This is a genomic window from Caballeronia sp. LZ019, assembly GCF_031450825.1.
Taxonomy (GTDB): domain Bacteria; phylum Pseudomonadota; class Gammaproteobacteria; order Burkholderiales; family Burkholderiaceae; genus Caballeronia.
On record NZ_JARTVZ010000005.1, the window covers coordinates 2,864,416 to 2,884,323 of the forward strand.

At 64.5% G+C, this 19,908-nt stretch carries 18 protein-coding genes, 1 other RNA gene and 1 pseudogene; 7 read left to right on the plus strand and 13 right to left on the minus strand.

Annotated elements, in window-relative coordinates; translation table 11 throughout:
* Positions 1 to 12: 12 nt before the first annotated feature.
* From P9255_RS26910 to surE, 3 genes are read right to left on the minus strand one after another with little or no spacing between them, the layout of a single operon-like run.
* Complete coding sequence (locus tag P9255_RS26910; RefSeq protein WP_309764716.1) at positions 13 to 960, minus strand: peptidoglycan DD-metalloendopeptidase family protein; 948 nt, start codon at positions 958 to 960, stop codon at positions 13 to 15.
* A 5-nt stretch (positions 961 to 965) separates the two neighbouring features.
* Positions 966 to 1,982, minus strand: a complete 1,017-nt coding sequence (locus P9255_RS26915) for a protein-L-isoaspartate(D-aspartate) O-methyltransferase (protein ID WP_309790704.1) — start codon at positions 1,980 to 1,982, stop codon at positions 966 to 968.
* Positions 1,979 to 2,737 carry a 5'/3'-nucleotidase SurE gene (surE, locus tag P9255_RS26920; protein ID WP_309790705.1) on the minus strand — a complete coding sequence of 253 codons (759 nt, stop codon included), beginning with the start codon at positions 2,735 to 2,737 and terminating at the stop codon, positions 1,979 to 1,981. Before surE ends, P9255_RS26915 begins: the two co-directional genes overlap by 4 nt.
* A 104-nt stretch (positions 2,738 to 2,841) precedes the next feature.
* Here surE and P9255_RS26925 point away from each other — a divergent pair.
* Positions 2,842 to 3,822: pseudogene (locus P9255_RS26925) on the plus strand (NADPH:quinone oxidoreductase family protein).
* Between the two features lie 27 nt (positions 3,823 to 3,849).
* Here P9255_RS26925 and P9255_RS26930 read toward each other — a convergent pair.
* The 10 genes from P9255_RS26930 to ffs form a co-directional block, all read right to left on the minus strand.
* A complete protein-coding gene (locus P9255_RS26930; RefSeq protein WP_309790706.1) occupies positions 3,850 to 4,800 on the minus strand; it encodes a glycosyltransferase family 9 protein in 951 nt (316 codons plus the stop codon).
* A gap of 200 nt (positions 4,801 to 5,000) precedes the next feature.
* Complete coding sequence (locus P9255_RS26935) at positions 5,001 to 5,825, minus strand: ABC transporter permease (protein WP_309764710.1); 825 nt, start codon at positions 5,823 to 5,825, stop codon at positions 5,001 to 5,003.
* Positions 5,815 to 6,648, minus strand: coding sequence for an ABC transporter ATP-binding protein (locus P9255_RS26940; protein ID WP_309790707.1), 834 nt, complete (start codon positions 6,646 to 6,648; stop codon positions 5,815 to 5,817). The genes P9255_RS26935 and P9255_RS26940 overlap by 11 nt, the downstream gene beginning before the upstream one ends.
* A gap of 3 nt (positions 6,649 to 6,651) precedes the next feature.
* Entirely contained in the window at positions 6,652 to 7,689 is a 1,038-nt protein-coding gene (locus P9255_RS26945) for an ABC transporter substrate-binding protein (protein WP_309790708.1), read from the minus strand.
* Positions 7,690 to 7,761: 72 nt separating this feature from the next.
* The gene (locus tag P9255_RS26950) at positions 7,762 to 8,967 is read right to left on the minus strand and encodes a CaiB/BaiF CoA-transferase family protein (RefSeq protein ID WP_309790709.1); all 1,206 of its coding nucleotides are present in this window, start codon (positions 8,965 to 8,967) and stop codon (positions 7,762 to 7,764) included.
* Positions 8,968 to 9,004: 37 nt separating this feature from the next.
* A complete protein-coding gene (locus tag P9255_RS26955; protein WP_309790710.1) occupies positions 9,005 to 9,217 on the minus strand; it encodes a DUF1653 domain-containing protein in 213 nt (70 codons plus the stop codon).
* A 19-nt stretch (positions 9,218 to 9,236) separates the two neighbouring features.
* Positions 9,237 to 9,833, minus strand: a complete 597-nt coding sequence (gene recR, locus P9255_RS26960; protein WP_309790711.1) for a recombination mediator RecR — start codon at positions 9,831 to 9,833, stop codon at positions 9,237 to 9,239.
* A gap of 36 nt (positions 9,834 to 9,869) precedes the next feature.
* Positions 9,870 to 10,196 carry a YbaB/EbfC family nucleoid-associated protein gene (locus P9255_RS26965; RefSeq protein ID WP_014191628.1) on the minus strand — a complete coding sequence of 109 codons (327 nt, stop codon included), beginning with the start codon at positions 10,194 to 10,196 and terminating at the stop codon, positions 9,870 to 9,872.
* Positions 10,197 to 10,306: 110 nt separating this feature from the next.
* Entirely contained in the window at positions 10,307 to 12,709 is a 2,403-nt protein-coding gene (locus P9255_RS26970) for a DNA polymerase III subunit gamma/tau (protein ID WP_309790712.1), read from the minus strand.
* A 199-nt stretch (positions 12,710 to 12,908) separates the two neighbouring features.
* An RNA gene (gene ffs / locus P9255_RS26975) (signal recognition particle sRNA small type) lies at positions 12,909 to 13,007 on the minus strand.
* 284 nt (positions 13,008 to 13,291) lie between these two features.
* On the opposite strand from ffs, the gene trxA reads away from it, so the two are divergent.
* The 6 genes from trxA to P9255_RS27005 all read left to right on the plus strand — a co-directional run bounded on the left by trxA (position 13,292) and on the right by P9255_RS27005 (position 19,850).
* Positions 13,292 to 13,618: a thioredoxin TrxA gene (trxA, locus tag P9255_RS26980; RefSeq protein ID WP_309790713.1), complete on the plus strand. Its 327-nt coding sequence runs from the start codon at positions 13,292 to 13,294 to the stop codon at positions 13,616 to 13,618.
* Between the two features lie 246 nt (positions 13,619 to 13,864).
* Positions 13,865 to 15,130 (plus strand): transcription termination factor Rho, encoded by a 1,266-nt coding sequence (gene rho, locus P9255_RS26985; protein ID WP_035968253.1) that lies wholly within the window; start codon positions 13,865 to 13,867, stop codon positions 15,128 to 15,130.
* A 101-nt stretch (positions 15,131 to 15,231) separates the two neighbouring features.
* Positions 15,232 to 16,068, plus strand: a complete 837-nt coding sequence (locus P9255_RS26990) for a zinc-dependent peptidase (protein WP_309790714.1) — start codon at positions 15,232 to 15,234, stop codon at positions 16,066 to 16,068.
* 126 nt (positions 16,069 to 16,194) lie between these two features.
* The gene (locus P9255_RS26995; RefSeq protein ID WP_040050153.1) at positions 16,195 to 16,449 is read left to right on the plus strand and encodes a type B 50S ribosomal protein L31; all 255 of its coding nucleotides are present in this window, start codon (positions 16,195 to 16,197) and stop codon (positions 16,447 to 16,449) included.
* A 229-nt stretch (positions 16,450 to 16,678) separates the two neighbouring features.
* Positions 16,679 to 18,442, plus strand: a complete 1,764-nt coding sequence (locus P9255_RS27000; protein WP_309764702.1) for a glycosyltransferase family 39 protein — start codon at positions 16,679 to 16,681, stop codon at positions 18,440 to 18,442.
* A gap of 46 nt (positions 18,443 to 18,488) precedes the next feature.
* Positions 18,489 to 19,850 (plus strand): MATE family efflux transporter, encoded by a 1,362-nt coding sequence (locus tag P9255_RS27005; protein ID WP_309790807.1) that lies wholly within the window; start codon positions 18,489 to 18,491, stop codon positions 19,848 to 19,850.
* Positions 19,851 to 19,908: the final 58 nt, after the last annotated feature.

A 19,908-nucleotide genomic window follows, 5' to 3' on the forward strand; every position in this document is an offset into this window, starting at 1 on the left:
GATGGTTCCGCTTTATTGCGGCGGCAAATACTTCAGTGGGTCAACAGGTTTACCCTGCCGGCGAACTTCGAAATGCAACATCACACGGTCCGAATCGCTGTTGCCCATCTCAGCGATCTTCTGCCCTTTAGTCACCGCGTCTCCTTCTTTTACCATCAAAGCGCGGTTATGTGCATATGCCGTGAGAAAAGTAGCGTCGTGCTTGATGATAATGAGATTGCCGTAGCCGCGCAGCCCATTTCCGGAGTAGACCACGCGTCCATCCGCTGAAGCGTTGACCGCGTCGCCCGCCGCACCGCCGATATTCAAACCCTTGTTCTTCGCTTCGTCGAACGTACCGATGATCGGACCGCGTGCGGGCCAGCTGAACGCCGGCTGAGTCGCCGCCGCGCTGCTATCGACGCCCGGCACGCCCGGCGCGCTGCCCGCTTCGCCAGTGGCGGCGCCCATGCCCGAACTCGGACCGTAATACGGCGGCTGGGATGTTGCACCCGGCGTTGCGCCCGCTGCAACGCCCGGCTGCTGCGTGCCGCCGAGCGGCTGCGCCTGCACCGCGCCGCCGGCGATCGGAGCCGTCGACACACCCGGCGTCGCCGCCGCGAGATTGGCGCCCGGAGGCGCGACGCGCACCAACTGACCGACTTCGATCTGATTCGGGTTCGTCAGGTTGTTCCACGTGGCAATGTCGTGATAATTCTGACCGTTTTCCAGTGCGATCCGATATAGGGTGTCGCCCGGCTTCACACGGTAATAGCCCGGCGGCGGCGGAAGGTTTGCTGCGGCGGCTGCCTGAGCCGCGTCGGTGGCGATCGGGGCGCCGGTCCTGTCGACCACCGGCGCCATGTCCATGCGCGTCGAACAGGCCGCCAGCACGGATAGCGCCAATACGCAAACGCCGCGTTGCGCCGCCGTCAGACGAACGTCCGCACTTCCTTCTCGCAAAGCACGCAAGATACTCATCGGTGTCAAATCACTCCGGATTTTAAAGGTACAAAGAAAACGCGATCAAGCTGGGACTCCCGCCACTGCGTCGCCGAAATGCGCGTGACGAGCGTCAGAACCTGCGACTGCGCAGCCTGCGGTCCGACCGGCGCGACGAGCTTGCCACCCACCGCGAGTTGATCGAGCAGGGCCTGCGGCACATCGAGCCCCGCGCATGCGATCACGATCGCATCGAAAGGCGCCGCCGCCGGCAGGCCGAGGCGGCCGTCGCCGTAGTGAAGCCGGATGTTCGGCACGCGCAGCGGCCGCAGATTGAGCTTCGCGCGCTCGGACAGCGGGCGCACGCGCTCGATGGAATACACCTCTTTCGCGACCTGCGACAGCACCGCCGCCTGATAGCCGCAACCGGTGCCGATCTCGAGCACCTTGTCGAGCGTGCGCCCGGCCGCGACGAGCTCGATCATGCGGGCGACCACAGACGGCTTCGAGATGGTCTGGTGATGGCCGATGGGCAGCGCGGCGTCTTCGTAGGCCTGCGCGGCGAGCCCGGGATCGACGAACATGTGGCGCGGCACCACCGACATCGCGTTGAGCACGCGGGAATCGGTGATGCCGTTGGCACGCAGCCGTTCGACCATGCGCTCGCGCACCCGTTCCGAGGTCAGCGTTTGCGTGCTGGCCAGCGCGACATTGGGCGCGCCTTTTTTCGACGCAGCGTTCGCCGCGCCGTTCAGCGGATCGCGCTCGCCGCCGCGCTGCGCAGTGCGCAATGCGCTCGTACGCGGATGCGGCGCTTGCGCCGGACTGCGCGTCGTGCCGGGAACCGGTTTCGCGAGACCGGTTGACGATTTCGCGGAAAACGTGGATGCAGCCGCCCCGCTCTTCGGCGCGCTTGCGGCGGACCGCAACGCGCCGGGTTTGCCCGACGATACGACGGCCGGCTTGACGCGCGATGCATCGGCCCGGCCAGCGGGCTTGCGCGGCTCGCGCACGAGGTCCGCGAGCGCCAGCGGAAAGCGCTTGGCGCGCTCGTCGGTCATGTGCGGCGGCTCCCGGCGCGCGCCCATTCGCGCGTTTCCGCCATGAGCCGGGTATGCGTCAGGTCGAGCTGAAGCGGCGTGATGGAGACATGGCCGTTCGCCACGGCATGAAAATCGGTGCCTTCGCTCGCGTCCAGTGCATCGCCCGAGGGGCCGATCCAATAGATCGGATTGCCGCGCGGATCGGTCTGGCGGATGACGGGCTGCGAAGGATGGCGCTTGCCGAGGCGCGTGACGCGCCATTCGCCGAGCTGGTCGTACGGCAGACTGGGAATGTTCACGTTGAGCAACGGATGGCCGGGCATCGGGTGCTCGAGGAAATGCGCGACGATTTCCGCCGCCACGCGCGCCGCGTCTTCGAGATGCAGCCAGTCGCGTCCGACCAGCGAGAACGCGATGGACGGAATGCCGAACATGAAGCCTTCGGTGGCCGCCGCAACGGTGCCGGAATACAGCGTGTCCTCGCCGACGTTCTGCCCGTTGTTGATGCCGGACACGACGAGGTCCGGCTGCTCGTCGAGCATGCCGGTCAGCGCGATATGCACGGAGTCGGTTGGCGTGCCGTTCACGAAATTGAAACCGTTCGCCGCGCGATGGATGCTCAGAGGCCGGGACAGCGTGAGCGAGTTCGATGAGCCGCTGCAGTTCTGCTCCGGCGCCATCACGGTCACTTCGCCGAGCGGCTGCAAGGCGTCGTGCAGCACGTTGATGCCGCGAGCCAGGTAACCGTCGTCGTTGCTGAGTAGGATTCGCATCCGGCGATTGTAACCGAGGAAAGATGGCGCGCGGACGACTCGCCGGGGCTCGTCCGGGGTGCGCGCCGTGTCATAAACTGAGCGACTATCGACAAGGAGACGACATGCGCGCCGTTCGCTGCAACCAGCATGGATTACCCGACACGCTGACCGTCGAGACGCTGCCCGACTTGCATCCCGAAGCGGGCGAAGTCGTCATCGACGTGAAGGCGGCGAGCGTGAATTTCCCTGACGTGCTGATCATTCAGAACAAGTATCAGTTCAAGCCGCCGCTGCCCTTCACGCCGGGCGCGGAGTTCGCGGGCGTCGTGCGTGAAGTGGGCGCAAGCGTGACGCGCTTTCGCCCCGGCATGCGCGTGGCGGCCTACACGGCGCAGGGCGCGTTCGCCGAACAGGCGCGGGCGAGCGAGGCCGCGTGCATCGCGCTGCCCGATGACGTCGATTTCGCCGATGCCGCCGCCTTCACCATCGCCTATGGCACGTCGTATCACGCGCTCGTCGATCGCGGCGCGCTGAAAGCCGGCGACACGCTGCTCGTGCTCGGCGCGGCGGGCGGCGTCGGGCTGGCCGCGGTGCAGATCGGCAAGATAATCGGGGCGCGCGTGATCGCGGCGGCGTCGAGTGAGGAGAAGCTCGCGTTCTGCCGCGAACATGGCGCGGACGATGTCATCGACTATGCGAACGAGGACTTGCGCGAACGCGTCAGGACGCTGACCGGCGGCGATGGCCCCGATGTCATATTCGATCCCGTCGGTGGCGCGTATGCGGAGCCGGCGTTTCGCAGCATCGGCTGGCGCGGGCGCTATCTCGTCGTCGGCTTCGCGAATGGCGAAATTCCGAAGCTGCCGCTCAATCTCGCGCTGCTGAAAGGCGCGAGCATCGTCGGCGTGTTCTGGGGCGACCACATGCGGCGCGAACCTGCGCTTGCAGACAGCGAATTCGCGACGATGGTCGAGTGAATTCGAGCGGGGAAGCTGCGTCCCGCCGTGACGCGGCGCTATCCGCTCGATGAGACCGCGCAGGCCCTCGATGACATGATGAATCGCCGGGTCACAGGGAAGGTCGTGGTGGAGATGTCGATGTGAGGGGCGCCGGCGACACAGGCATGCCGGCTAGGCATCCGGCAATATCGTCGCCTGCGCTGCATCCCTCTCCCGCCGCGCAGTGGATCGCAGGTTCTGCGTCTCGCGCGCGTTCGCGCCCTGCAACGCGCTGAACGCGGCCATCACACGACGCACGCTCAGGAGCCGCTTCCAGAACCGCTCCCTCAACGCCGCTGACGGCACCAGCGCCGGCGGCAGCACGATAGCGCCCGGCCCCCAGCCCGGCCTCCACGACCGGGCGAGGCCGCGTCGCATGAAGAGCGTCAGCGTCGGCACGCCGAGGGACGACGCGAGATGCCCGAGCCCCGAATCGTTGCCGATGAACCATCGCGATTCGGCGATCCACGTCGCGACATCGCCGAGGCGCGGCAGCGCATTTACTTCATGCCCGGCACGCGCAACATCGTTCCAGTCGGACATTTCGCTCGGCGAAACCAGAAAGCTCGGCACGAGCTGACGCCGCGCGAGCGCGCGCGACAGCGCAATGAACTTGTCGCGATCCCACATCTTTTCAGGATGACTGCCGGTCGGATGAATAGCCACGCGATTTGCGAACCGCCCGCGCATGACGCCGGCCGGCACGACGAGTCCATTCGAACGCGTCACTTCGGGAAGCTCCAGCACATGAGTCGCGACATCGACGATGCGCTCCACCATATGCTTGCTGCCGCCGTATTCGGGAAGCTGGTCGAGACGAAGCGTCTGTCCCGAACGGCTGAGCGCCGCGCCGTAGTCGGTCTTCCAGAGTTCGATGACCGTCTCGAAAGCGCGCGGACACGCGCCCGGTTGCCGCACCTCCACGCCTGGCAGCCAGTCCGCGAGCTGTTCCGCCACCCAGCCGAACACGACCGGTCGATAGCCGTTGCGGACGAGATTGTTGACGAGCACGAGCCCGATCAGGCTATCTCCGATCGGCGGTGGCAACGCCACCGCCACCGCACTGCTGGTGTCCAATCTCATTCTTTGTCTTGCGCAAATCGCGTGAATCGCGTCACGAAGGCGCCGTGTCGCCGATGCCCCGAGCCGGGAAAGTCGGGCCGAATCTTACAGCAATGCGGCAGCGAGCGCGGCGATGGTATCGATTCGGTTTGCGAAAGGATAACCCACCTGCGCCGATCGGGCCGACACCGGCTGACACGTATCGTCACGCGCAGGACGGCCTACAGCTTCTCGGTCTCGCCGCTCTTCGGCTGCCACTTCATGAGCCGACGCTCGACGAGCGCGACGAGTCCGTCGAGCACGAGTGCGAACGCGGTCAGCACGAGGATACCGGCGAACACCGTGTTGATATCGAACGTGCCTTCGGCCTGCAAGATGAGATAGCCGACCCCGCGCGCCGAGCCGAGATACTCGCCCACCACCGAACCGACGAACGCCAGCCCGACCGACGTATGCAGACTGGAAAACACCCAGCTCGTCGCGCTCGGCAGATACACGTAGCGAAGCAGTTGCTTGCGATTCGCGCCGAGCATGCGCGCGTTCGCGAGCACGACCGGGCTCACTTCCTTCACGCCCTGATAGACATTGAAGAACACGATGAAAAACACGAGCGTCACGCCGAGGGCGACCTTCGACCAGATGCCGAGACCGAACCAGACCGCGAAGATTGGCGCGAGAATCACGCGCGGCATCGAGTTGGCGGCCTTGATGTACGGATCGAGGAGCGCGCTCATCGTCGGCGCGAGCGCGAGCCATAGCCCGACCGCCAGACCGAAGACGGTGCCGATGACGAACGCGAGCACCGTCTCGATCAGCGTCACCCACAGATGGAGGTAAATCTCGCCGCTGCTGAACCACTCCCAGATGCGCACGAGCACCTTCTGCGGCTCGCCGAAGAAGAACGCGGCCTTGTTCGCGTCGTCGAAATAAAAAGGCGGCAGAAGCGTCGGGCTGGTGAGCGCGTACCACAGCAGGAAGCACGCGACGAGCAACAGCCATTGCCAGACCATCAGATTCGTTCGATTCGGGCGCAGCCTATTCCACATGATCGTTCCGTTTCAACTGCTGCTGATAACCCTTGAGCACTTCCTCGCGCAGCACACCCCAGATTTGCGCGTGCAGCTCGACGAAACGCGGATGCGAGCGGATCTCCGCGACATCGCGCGGACGCGGCAAGTCGATGGCGAACTCGCCGATCGGATGCGTCCCCGGCCCCGCCGACAGCACCACGACGCGATCGGACATCGAAATGGCTTCGTCCAGATCGTGCGTGATGAAAAGCACCGCCTTGCGTTTCGCGGCCCATAGATCGAGCAGTTCGTTCTCCATCAACTGGCGCGTCTGGATGTCGAGCGCGGAAAACGGCTCGTCCATCAGGATGATGTCGGGATCGAGAATGAGCGTTTGCGCCATTGCGACGCGCTTTCTCATGCCGCCCGACAGTTGATGCGGATAGCGGTCGCCGAAACCGCCCAGGCCCACGCGCTTGAGCCATTCCTCGCCGCGCGCGTCGGCTTCGTCCTTCGTCATGCCACGGAATGCGAGGCCGGCGGTGACGTTGTCGAGCGCTGAACGCCAGGGCATCAGCGCATCGGCCTGGAACATGTAGCCCGCGCGCCGGTTGATGCCCCTGAGCGGCTCGCCGAACACGCTCACCGCGCCCGACGACGGCTGCAACAGTCCCGCCGATACGTTCAGCAACGTGGACTTGCCGCAGCCCGTCGGGCCGACGACCGATACGAATTCGCCGGGAGCAATGTAAAGGTTCGTATTCCGAACGGCGGTATAACGGTCACTGCGGCTCTCGCGCGCAGCGAACGTGCATGTGACGTCTTCCAGCGCGAGCGCGTGTGTCGAAAGTATGCTCATCGCTCACGCCTTGACGGTCGCGAGCGCCTTCTTCACGAAGTCGTTGGTCCACGTCTTCGACACGTCGATCGGCTTGCCTTTTACCGTTTCGTCGAATGCCTGCAGCGTCTTCAGCGATGTCGCCGGGCCGTCCTCGGGCATCAGTCCGTCCGGCGACAGCGCTTCTTTCACGTGCTGCCATGAATCGAGGTACAACGCGCGATCGCCGAGCAGATAACCTTCCGGCACCGTCGCGATCAGTTCCTTGCCCGATGCCGTCTGCAGCCACTTCAGCGCGCGGACCATCGCATTGGTCAGCGCCTGCGTCGTGTTCGGATTCTTGTTGATGAAGCTCTGCGAAGCATAAAGACACCCCGCCGGCATGTTGCCGCCGAAGACCGTCTTCGTATCCGCGAGCGTGCGGGTATCGGAGACGATGCGGATCTCCCCCGCGCGATCGAGCTTGGTCATCACGGGATCGAGATTGGCGATTGCATCGATCTGGCCGGATTGCAGCGCGGCGATCGCGCCCGCTCCCGCGCCCACGCCGATGAACGACACGTCGCTCGCCTTGAGCCCCGCCTTCGCGAGGACGAAGCTCGCCATGATCGCCGTCGACGAACCCGGCGCCGTCACGCCGATCTTCTTGCCTTTCAGATCGGCGACCGACTTGTAGTTCGGCATCGTCTTCTTCGATACGGCGAGCACGATCTGCGGCGCGCGTCCTTGCAGCACGAATTCGCGAAAGTACTGATTCTTCGCCTGCAGCAGCAGCGTGTGTTCGAATGCGCCCGATACGACATCGGCGCTGCCGCCGACCGCCGCCTGCAACGCCTTCGCGCCGCCCGCGAAGTCCGCGATCTCGACGTCGACCCCTTCGTCCTTGAAGTAGTTGCGGCGCTCCGCGATGGTGAGCGGCAGGTAGTAGAAAAGATTCTTGCCGCCGACCGCGATCGACACCTTCGTCTGCTCGGGCTTGCCCTGAGCCAATGCGAGCGGCATGCCCGACAGTGCACTACCCGCGAGCATTGCGCCGCTCGCGATGAACGTTCTTCGTTTCATCGTTGTTTGTCTCCTGTCTCATGCAACATGGCGCGCTGCATGTTCTTTGTCGTTGTCGCGGCGGAGCCTGGCCTAGATAACCCTGGCCGCTCTCAGCCGCGCAATATCGTCAGGATGATACCCGAGCGTTTGAAGCACTTCATCGGTGTGTTCACCGAGTCGGGGTCCGAGCCAGCGCGTCTCGCCGGGCGTGTCGGAGAGCTTCGGCGTGACGTTCGGCAGCGTGATCTCACGGCCGTCCTGCCACGGAAAGCGTTGCAGCATCTGACGCGCCAGATATTGCGGATCGGTGAACATGTCCGCGACGCTGTAGATGCGCCCTGCCGGCACATCGGCGGCATTGAGCACGGCGAGCGCCTCGTCGATGCTGCGCGTCGCGAGCCACGCGGCGATGGCGTCGTCGATTTCCTGCGTGCGCGGCACGCGGCCATCGTTCGAGGCGAGCGCGGGATCGTCGGCGAGATCGGGGCGATCGATTGCCGTCATCAGGCGCTTGAAGATCGGGTCGCTGTTGCCGCCGATCACGATGCTTCCATCGCGGCAAGGATACGTATTCGAAGGCACGATGCCCGGCAGCGACGCGCCGGTGCGCTCGCGCACGAGGCCGTAGACGCCGTACTCGGGCACGACGCTCTCCATCATGTTGAAGACGGCTTCGTACAGCGCGACGTCGACCACCTGCCCCTTGCCGCCGTTCACCTGCCGATGATGCAGCGCCATCAGCGCACCGATCACGCCATGCAGCGCCGCGATCGAATCGCCGATCGAGATGCCGATGCGCGGCGGCGGCAAATCCGGATAGCCGGTGATGTGACGCAGCCCGCCCATCGATTCGGCGATCGCGCCGAAGCCCGGCCGATCGCGATACGGCCCGGTCTGCCCGTAGCCCGAAAGCCGCACCATCACGAGGCCGGGGTTTTCGGCGGACAAGGTTTCGTAGCCGAGACCGAGCTTCTCGAGCAGGCCCGGACGAAAATTCTCGACGACGATATCCGCTTCCTTCGCGAGCCGCCGCACGATTTCCTTGCCCTCTTCCGCCTTGAGATTGACCGTCACCGACTTCTTGTTGCGCGCCTGCACCGCCCACCACAGCGACGTGCCGCCCACCTCGGGATACAGCTTGCGCCACTTGCGCAGCGGATCGCCGCCGTTCGGATCTTCGATCTTGATGACATCCGCGCCGAACTCGCCCATGAAGCGCGCGGCGAACGGGCCGGCGATGAGCGTGCCGAGTTCGAGCACTTTGACGCCGGCGAGCGGCCCGGTCGATGCGGTCATTCTCGTCTCCTTTCCTTATGGGCTTTGCTGTCCCGCTTCAGAGCGGCTTGAAGCGCGGCGTGCCGTCGGCGAGGGTATCGTTGAACATCGCTGCGGGACGCACCCACATGCCGCGCTCGTGCGGCCAGAGATGTTCGTAGACCGTCATCTCTTCTTCGGTTTCGGAATGCCGCGCAACGCCGATCACGCGATAGAGCCCACCCTTGTAATGCCGGTGCGTCGCAATCGCGAGTGCTTCGTTTTCGGTCATGACGTGTTGGTTTGCTGAGTTAGACGGAGCGCCGGTCGATCATCGCCCGCGCGATGGTGCCGGCATCGACATATTCGAGTTCGCCGCCGACCGGCACGCCGCGCGCGAGCCGCGTCACCCTGAGCCCTTTCGACTTCAGCGTCTGCGCGAGGTAGTGCGCGGTGGCTTCGCCTTCGTTGGTGAAGTTGGTGGCGAGCACCACTTCCTGCACGACGCCGTCGAGCGCGCGGTTGATGAGCCGGTCGAAGTGAATCTCCTTCGGCCCGATGCCGTCGAGCGGACTGAGCCTGCCCATCAGCACGAAGTAAAGCCCGCGATAGGTGAGCGTCTGTTCGAGCATGATCTGGTCGGCGGGCGTCTCGACGACGCACAGCATCGCCGGATCGCGCGCTTCATCGAGACAGACTTCGCACACGGCCGCCTCGGTGAACGTGTTGCACTTCTCGCAGTGCCGCAGATGCTCGGTCGCGAACAAGAGCGACTGGCCGAGCTTTTCCGCGCCGGCGCGGTCGTGCTGCATCAGGTGATACGCCATGCGCTGCGCCGACTTGGGACCGACGCCGGGCAGCGCGCGCAGCGCCTCCACGAGCGCCGACAAAGCGGAAGGTTGTTTCATGTGTCCTCATGACGCGCCCCGCGCGGGGGCGCGGATTTAGAACGGCAGCTTGAAGCCGGGCGGCATCGGCATGCCGGCCGTCATGCCGCTCATCTTTTCCTGCGTGGTGGCTTCGGCCTTGCGTACCGCGTCGTTGAAGGCTGCGGCGACGAGATCTTCGAGCATGTCCTTGTCGTCGGCGAGCAGGCTCGGGTCGATCGACACGCGCTTGACGTCGTTCTTGCAGGTCATCGTCACCTTCACGAGGCCCGCGCCGGACTGGCCTTCGACCTCGATCAGCGCGAGCTGGTCCTGCATCTTCTTCATGTTTTCCTGCATCTGCTGAGCTTGTTTCATCAGCCCGGCGAGTTGGTTCTTCATCATGGTTCGGCTCCTTACTGGAAAGCGGATATGGCGGATGGCGACGAGCGCGCCGCGCGTGCAACGACTGCAACGGCGCGCGAAAAATGGCGATGCCGCGAATGCGGCCTATCTTACTGTGCGCGCGGCGCCTGCTGTGCGGATGCGTCCGATGCGAGCGGCCGGATGGAACCCTGAACGATGCTCGCGCCGAAATCGCGGATCAGCGACTGCACGAACGGGTCGCGCTGGATTTCCTGCTCGGCCTCCTGCTGGCGTCGTGCACGTTCGACGGCATCGAGCGCGGCGGCGGTGCGGCGCACCGGGCCGACATCGACGTTGACTTCGACTGCGCGCCCGAGGTTTTCCGCGAGCGCGGCCTTCAGCTTCGCGACGTGCGAGGCGTCCGAGTACATCTGTACGGCGACTTTGAGCGTGACGGAATTCGCGTCGCAGGCGGTCAGTTCGCTATTGAACGCGAGCTGATACGCGACGCCCTTGAGCGGCAAATGGGCCGCGAGCGCTGCCCATTCAACCGCGACGCCGAGCGCATCGAGCGGGACGGCGGGCGGCAGCGGCGTCGTATCGACCTTCGGCGCGGGCGCGGGCGCGGATGCGGGCTCGCCGGCGAAACGCATGTCGTCGGGGCCGCTGTCGAACGCGGGCATGAAACCGTCATCAGGCGGCATGAAATACTCGTCTTGCGACGATGCCGGCGGATAGTCGTCCGGCGGCATGTCCTCCCACGGCGGGATGACTTTCGCCGCGGGCTTCGCCTTCGGTTCGGGGGCAGCGGCGGCGGGCGCAGGCGCGGGCCGGCGCGGCACGGGCGGCTGGACCTGGACGGCGGGCTTCGGTGCGGCAGGCTTCGGTGCAGCCGATCCATTCGCCGCAGCCGCCGATGCCCCCCGCGCTCCGCGATCCGAAGACAAGCGCATGCCCGCGCTGCGCAGCACTTCAAGCGCCGCGCTGGCTCCGCCGCCAGGGCGCTTCGCTGCATCGGCTTGCGATGCGTCCTGTGGTTGACTCACGGCATCATCGGCCGCCTGACGGGCTGCTGCGCGAATCGGCGCGGTCGCGGCGGGCGGCACGTCTGCCGGTTCATTCGGCTCGATCGTTCGCGTCACCACGACCGGCGGTGCGTCACTGGCTTTGGCGTCGCTCGTAGCGCGCAAAGCCGCGGGATTCTCTGCGCTGCTCGCAGCCGGCTCGTCCGAACGCGTTGACGTGACGCCGGTCGCCGGTTGTGATTCACGAGTTTCCGCAACGTCCCCGCGCTTTGGCTGCGGCGAACCGTTCGCCGATGTCTCGACCGGCGCAGCTTCCGCCGCCTTCGCCGACACGGGCAGAGGCACGACCGCACGTTCGGCCATTGCGCCGGCAAGCGCGGCGCTGCGCGGCGCCTTCGTCGCTTGCGGCGCGTTGACGGCGACGCCGCCACCGCCCGGCCCGCCCGCCGGCTCGAACGCCAGCATGCGCAGGAGCGTCATGGTGAAGCCCGCGTATTCGTCGGGCGCAAGACCGAGTTCGCCGCGCCCCACGGTAGCAATCTGATAGAACAATTGAACCTGCTCGGCGGACAGCATCTCCGCGAAGCGGCGGATATCCGCGGCTTCGGGCCACTCGTCGAGCACGGACGACGGCGCGAACTGCGCCCACGCTATTCGATGGAGCAGGCTCGCCAGATCCTGCAGCGCCGTCGAGAACGACAGGCTGCGCAGCGCCATTTCATCCGCGATGGTCAGGACGCCTGCGCCATCGCTGGCGGCGAGCGCGTCGATCAGGCGGATCAGATAGCTTTGATCGAGCGCGCCGAGCATGCCGCGCACGGCTTCCTCGGTGACCTCGTTCGCGGAATACGCGATGGCCTGATCGGTCAGCGACAGCGCATCGCGCATGCTGCCGTCGGCTGCGCGCGACAAAAGCCGCAGCGCCTGCGGCTCGTACGTGATCTGTTCCTGCTGAAGGATGTTCTCGAGGTGCGAGACGATATGCCCCGCCGGCATCTGCTTCAGATTGAACTGCAGACAACGCGAGAGCACCGTCACCGGAATCTTCTGCGGATCGGTGGTCGCGAGAATGAATTTCACATGCGGCGGCGGTTCTTCCAGCGTCTTCAGCATCGCGTTGAAGGCGTGGTTCGTCAGCATGTGGACTTCGTCGATCATGTAGACCTTGAAACGCGCATCGACGGGCGCGTACACGGCGCGCTCCAGCAACGCGGCCATTTCATCGACACCGCGATTGCTCGCCGCATCCATTTCGACATAGTTGACGAACCGGCCCTCGTCGATTTCCCGGCACGCGCGGCACACGCCGCACGGCTTCGAGCTCACGCCGGTTTCACAGTTGAGCGCCTTCGCGAAGATGCGCGAGAGCGTGGTCTTGCCGACGCCGCGCGTGCCCGTGAAGAGATAAGCGTGATGCAGACGGCCGCCGTCGAGCGCGTGCGTGAGCGCCCGAACGACGTGCTCCTGGCCGACGAGCGACTCGAACGATTTCGGCCGCCATTTGCGTGCGAGAACTTGATAGGTCATGCGCGAAATTGTATCAGCAACGACTTATGGCAAACGCCGCTCGGACGGGCCTAGCCGGGCGTCGGAACGGTCGCTTTCGCGGCAGCAGTATGCAAACGACACACGCGCGTCAGCAGCACCGGCCAGTGTCGGAATGACTCAGAGACGAAGGAGATACAGCGAAAGAGAAGCGCAGAAAAAGCGCAGAGGAAAAGCGGAAGGTGACGAGCCCGACCCTCGGCACTGGTAGAAAACGGCTGTGGCTGCTTCGTTCCCGACCTGACCAGGTTGACCGTGCCACCATGCGAGGAGGCCCGTCACGTCGAATTGTATCACGCCCCGCGCGAGGCCCGGAAGCCTGTGATCGGCGCCCTCTTGCGCTGCGTGCTTTCGGCCTCAGATTGTCCCTATCGGGCACCGGCAACGGATAGCAAAGTAGGCTAAGATGACACATGACTTATCCGTGACCGGCGAATTGCACGCTTTTGCACGACGTCCGGCGAGCGGAGTTCGCGGCTTCCGAGCGGCGAAATTCCTTTTCAGTTTTGGTGTATCGTGGCGAGCATTCCAACGCGGCCTCGAATCAATTGAGGTATTCAGACAATGAGCGAATCAATCAAGCACATCAGCGACGCTTCTTTCGAACAGGACGTCGTCAAGTCGGATAAACCTGTCCTGCTCGACTTCTGGGCCGAGTGGTGTGGTCCGTGCAAGATGATTGCCCCGATCCTCGACGAAGTCGCGAAGGATTACGGCGATCGCCTGCAAATCGCGAAGATCAATGTGGACGAGCATCAGTTGACGCCGGTCAAGTTCGGCGTGCGCGGCATCCCCACGCTGATCCTGTTCAAGAACGGCGCGGTCGCCGCGCAGAAGGTCGGCGCGCTGTCCAAGTCGCAACTCACCGCATTCCTCGATAGCAACCTGTAAACCGCGTCGTCATCGGAAGTCTGCCTCGCTCGATCGCGGCGGCGGAGCCCTGAAGACCGCGCCCCGGCCGATGTTGTCGCGCGACAACATCGGCTGAAAAGCCCCGCCCCCGGCCTATCCGAGGCCCGCACGGCGTGTGCTATGCTAGAATTACAAGACTTCAAGAAGTATTAAGTCCTAGAGCGGTTCCGCTCACCTCTTCTCCCATCTTTCTGTCGCACCTCTTCTCCCTGGCGGGAAATCCGTATGCATTTATCCGAGCTCAAGTCTCAGCACGTGTCTGCACTGATCGAGATGGCCAATGGCCTCGAGATCGAAAATGCGAACCGCCTGCGCAAGCAGGAATTGATGTTCGCGATTCTTAAAAAGCGCGCCAAGGCTGGCGACACGATTTTCGGCGACGGCACGCTCGAAGTGCTGCCGGACGGCTTCGGTTTCCTGCGCTCGCCCGAGACTTCCTATCTCGCGAGTACGGACGATATTTATATCAGCCCGTCGCAGATTCGCCGCTTCAATCTGCATACCGGCGACACGATCGAAGGTGAGGTGCGCACGCCGAAGGACGGCGAACGCTATTTCGCGCTCGTCAAGGTCGACAAAGTCAACGGGCAGCCGCCCGAGGCCTCGAAACACAAGATCATGTTCGAGAACCTCACGCCGCTGCATCCGAACAAGCCGCTGCCGCTCGAACGCGAAATGCGCGGCGAAGAGAATGTCACCGGCCGCATCATCGACATGATTTCTCCCATCGGCAAGGGCCAGCGCGGCCTGCTGGTGGCGTCGCCGAAGTCGGGCAAGACCGTGATGCTGCAGCACATCGCGCATGCGGTGAAGGCGAATCATCCGGATGTCATTCTGTTCGTGCTGCTCATCGACGAACGTCCTGAAGAAGTGACGGAAATGCAGCGTTCGGTGCGCGGCGAAGTCATCGCATCGACGTTCGACGAACCCGCCGCGCGTCACGTGCAAGTGGCCGAAATGGTCATCGAGAAGGCCAAGCGTCTCGTCGAAATGAAGCACGACGTCGTGATTCTCCTCGACTCCATCACCCGTCTCGCGCGTGCGTACAACACGGTGGTGCCGGCGTCGGGCAAGGTGCTGACGGGCGGTGTCGATGCAAACGCGCTGCAGCGTCCGAAGCGCTTCTTCGGAGCCGCGCGCAACATCGAGGAAGGCGGTTCGCTGACCATCATCGGCACGGCGCTGATCGAAACGGGCAGCCGCATGGACGACGTGATCTACGAAGAGTTCAAGGGCACCGGCAACATGGAAGTGCACCTCGAACGCCGCCTCGCCGAAAAGCGCGTTTATCCGTCGATCAATCTGAACAAGTCGGGCACGCGCCGCGAAGAACTGCTCATCAAGCCGGACCTGCTGCAAAAGGTCTGGGTATTGCGCAAATTCATTCACGACATGGACGAAGTCGAAGCCATGGAATTCCTGCTCGACAAGATCCGTCAGACAAAGAGCAACTCGGAGTTCTTCGACATGATGCGCCGCGGCGGAAGCTGATCTTCCGCGTGACGTATAAAAGAACCGCCTGCATCGTCAGGCGGTTTTTTCATGGGCGCCTTGCGTACAATCCGCACTGTCCGAGCCTTCCGATACCACGCATGGCCAACCTCTTCACCCGCTGGTTCGGCGCGCAACGCCGCGAGCGCGCGCTGCGCAAGTATGCAATCGACGATGCCCTCTGGCAGCGCACGCTCGATGCCTTCCCGTTCTATCGCCACCTCATCGCGGCCGACCGCGAGCGCCTGCGCGAGACGACGAGCCTGTTCATCGCGCAAAAGGAGTTCTCGACCGCGCACGGGCTCGAACTGACCGACGAGATGATCGTCTCGATCGCCGCGCAAGCCTGCCTGCCGGTGCTCAACCTTGACCTCGACCTCTATGGCGGCTGGGTCGGCGTGATCGTCTATCCCGGCGAGTTCGTCATTAGAAAGACGGTGGAGGACGAGGCCGGCGTCGTTCACGAGATCGAGCACGACGCGAGCGGTGAGGCATGGGAAGGCGGGCCGGTCGTGCTGTCGTGGGAAGACACGCAGATGGCCGATGCCTCGGACGCGTACAACGTCGTCATCCACGAGTTCGCGCACAAGATCGACATGGTGAACGGCGAAGCCGACGGGCATCCTCCGCTCTTTCGCCGCTGGCATGCGCCGCTCGATAACGCCGCCTGGTCCGATATCTTCGACAACGCCTACGACCAGTTCTGCGCCCGCGTCGATGCCGTGCCGCAATCGCGCTTTCGCCGCTTCGAGCGCGAATCGCTGATCGACCCTTATGCAGCGGATCATCCGTCGGAGTTCTTCGCCGTGTGCAGCGAGGCGCTGTTCGTCACGCCAGGCGCATTCGAGGCCGAATACCCGGAACTGTACCGGCTGCTCGCGCGGTACTACCGGCAGGATCCCGCCGGCGTCGGCGCGCTGGCCGGCTCGCACGCGTGACGGGAAAAGGTGTCGAGCGGCTGATTTTCTGGCATAATCGCCGTTTTTCGACCCAGGCAAGTGACTCGCGAAGGGCGCCATGAAACGGTGCGGCGGGTTGGCTACCGCCAGATATCAGGAAAGACCATGAAAGAAGGCATTCACCCGGATTACCGCGAAGTCCTGTTCGTCGACATGTCGAACGACTTCCGTTTCGTGACCCGCTCGACCATCCAGACGCGCGAAACCGCCGAATTCAACGGCAAGACCTACCCGCTCGCGAAGATCGAAGTGTCGTCGGAATCGCATCCGTTCTACACCGGCCAGCAGAAGATCATGGACACGGCCGGCCGCGTCGAGAAGTTCAACAACAAGTTCGCGCGCTTCTCCACCAAGAAGTAAGTCGGGCTTCGGGTTTCAGCAAGAAAGGGCAGCTTCGGCTGCCCTTTTTTGTCGGCTCGCGGTTTTATACATTGGCGCGGCCTGCATCGCGATGCGTGGCGCGAAGTTTCGCAGTGCCGCCGGGACCCGCGACACGACTACAATGCCGGATGCTCCGGCCCCGCCGCCCCGCAGCCCCGCAGCCCCGCGGCGCATCTTCCAGGCCCGTCTCTCCATCAAGCCTTCTCGCATGCGATCTGTCGTTCGTCTGACCGCCTCCGCCACCAGCGCCCTGCCGCGCTGGCTGCTGCTCGCCATCTGCATCACCTATGCGTCGTTCGGCCTGTTCGGCCGTGATCCCTGGAAGAACGAAGACGCGGCGGGTTTCGGCGTCATGTGGACGATGGCCAACGGCGACGCCCGCGACTGGCTTCTGCCGAACCTGCTCGGCAAGGCCGCCACCGGCGACGGACCGCTGATGTACTGGCTCGGCGCGTCGTTCATACGCGTGCTGAGTCCGTGGGTCGATGCGAGCAACGCATCGCGCGTGATCACCGGCTTGCTGTTCTGTCTCGCTTGCGCGTTCGTCTGGTATTCGGCGTATCTGCTCGGCCGGCGTGACGAAGCGCAGCCCTTCAAATATGCATTCGGCGGCGAGCCGGAACCGCGCGACTACGGCCGCACGCTCGCCGATGGCGCACTGCTCATTCTGCTCGCCTGCTTCGGCCTCGCGGAGCGCGGTCACGAAACCACGCCGCAAGTCGCGCAGTTCGCCGGCACCGCGATGCTCATCTACGGCCTCGTGCGCAGCCTCGACAAGCCGATCCACGGCGCGCTCGTGTGGGGTGCGGCGATCGGCGTCGTCGGGTTGTCGAGCTCGCCCGTGCTCGTGTTCGCACTCTTGCTTTGCACGCTCGCGATGACGGTCATCGTGCGTCAGGTGCGGGCCGCGCCGCTGCTGATCTTCGGCTTGCCGGTCGCGGTCGTGCTGATCGCCGCCTGGGTGCTGCCAACGCTGCACTTTTTCCCCGACGACGGCGAATGGTGGCTGCGCCAATGGTGGCGCAACAGCTTCCACACGTTCACCGCGCCGCCGGCGCTCGAGTTCGGCTACGCGATGAAGAACCTCCCGCTCTTCACGTGGCCCGCGTGGCCGCTCGCGATCTGGGCGTTCGTGAGCTGGGGCGGCATGCGCCGCTCGCCGCACGTCGCCGTGCCGCTGTCGGTCATCGGGCCACTGCTCGTGCTGGTCGTGCTGCAGGCACACGAAACGAACCGGCTCTTCATGTTGCTGCTGCCGCCGCTTTCGGTGCTCGCGACCTTCGCGCTGCCCACGCTCAAGCGCGGCGCGATCAACGCGATCGACTGGTTCGCGATGTTGAGCTTCACGATCATCGGCACGCTGGTCTGGCTCGTGTGGACGGCCGGCATGTTCGGCTTTCCCGCGCCGATGGCCCGCAACCTCGCGCGTCTCGCGCCGGGCTTTCATCCCGAGTTCAAGCTGATCTCGTTCGTCTGCGCGGTCGCCGTGACGGTCTGCTGGTTCGTGCTCGCGCGCTGGCGGCTCACGCGTCATCCGAAGGTACTGTGGCGCAGCGTCGTATTGTCGAGCGCAGGCACCACGCTCATGTGGGTGCTGCTCATGACCTTATGGCTGCCGGTAGTCAACTATAGCCGCACGTATCGCGATGTCGCGGAGCAGATCGCCTCACATCTTCCGGCCGACTACACCTGCATCTCGCCCGCGCGCCTGGGCGACGCGCAGATCGCGACGTTCGCCTATTTCGGCGGCATGCAGTTTGCGTTCGACGAAGACTGCGACGTCATCCTGCGTCAGGATCGCTCCGACTTCGGCGATCCGTCGTCGATGTCGACGTTCGAATGGAAGCTCGTCTGGGAAGGCCGGCGCGTCGCCGATCGCGACGAGCGCTTCCGGCTGTATGTACGCATCGAGCGCCCCGTTCCGCCGCCGAAAAAACCCGTGCGCAAGCGCAGCCTGCGCCGGCCGCAATAAAAAGGACATGACCTCGACATCACCCGTTCAACCCGGCACGACCGGCATGTGGCGCGATGTGCGCAAGATCGCATCGCTCGCGTGGCCCGTGCTGATCGGCCAGCTCGCGGTGATCGCGTTCGGCGTCATCGATACCGCGATGGTCGGCCGCTTTTCCGCCACCGATCTCGCCGCGCTCGGCCTCGGCTCATCGGTCTATATCTCCGTCTACATCGGGCTGACGGGCATCCTCGTCGCATTGCAGCCGATTGCCGGGCAACTCTTCGGCGCGGGCCGCGAAAGCGAGATCGGCGAGGAGACGCGCCAGGCGCTGTGGCTCGCCGCAGCGCTGACGGTCATCGGCTTCGTGCTGCTCTATTTTCCCGAGCCGCTCCTGAGTCTCGCCAAAGCGCCGCCCGCGTTGCACGATCGCACGGTCGACTACCTGCGCATCCTGTCGTTCGGCCTGCCCGCGAGCCTCGCGTTTCGCGTCTATAGCTCGCTGACGAACGCGGTCGGCAAGCCGCGGCTCGTGATGTTCCTGCAGGTCGGCGGACTCGTGCTCAAGTTCCCGCTCAACACCTGGTTCATCTTCGGCGGCTTCGGCGTGCCGGCGCTCGGCGGTCCGGGCTGCGCGCTCGCGAGCACGCTCATCAACTGGGTGCTGGCGGTCGTCGGCATGACGGTGCTGCTGAAGTTCGAGTTCTTCCGCCCCTTCGGCATCTTTTCGCGCTTCACGTGGCCCGTGTTGCGACGTCAGTTCGCGCTCTTGCGGCTCGGCATTCCGATGGGCCTCTCGTACCTGATCGAAGTGACGTCGTACACGTTCATGGCGCTTTTCATCTCGCGTTTCGGCACGACGACGCTCGCCGGCCATCAGATCGCGGGCAACCTCGGCGCGGTGCTGTACATGACGCCCCTCGCGATCGGCATTGCATCGTCCACACTCGTTTCGCAGGCGCTCGGCGCACAGCGCTTCGACGATGCCGCGTCGATCTCGCGTCACGGCATCGCGATGGCCTGCGTGCTGGCGCTCGTCTATGGCGTGGTGCTGATTGCCGCCCGCCCGCACGTGATCGCCGCCTACACGCCCGATCCGAACGTGATCGCCGCGGCGATGCCGCTCGTGCTCATCATCTTCTTCTATCACCTGTGCGACGCGCTGCAGATCACCACCGCGTTCATCTTGCGCGCGTACAAGGTGACGATCGTGCCCACCGTCATCTATGCGATCGCGCTGTGGGGCATCGGGCTCGGCGGCGGCTATCTGCTCGGCTTCGACGTCGGCGGCGCGATTCCCGCTTCGCTGCAAGGCGCGCGCGGCTTCTGGATCGCCAATTCGCTGAGTCTCGGCGTGGCGGGCGTCGGCCTCTTCGTTTATTGGCGGCGCGTGAGCACCCGGCATATCGGCGCCGTCGACCTGCGTTAGGAAATCGTCGTAAAGCGTCAACGCTTGCACCCGGACGGAAAGAACGGCGTAGGCCTCC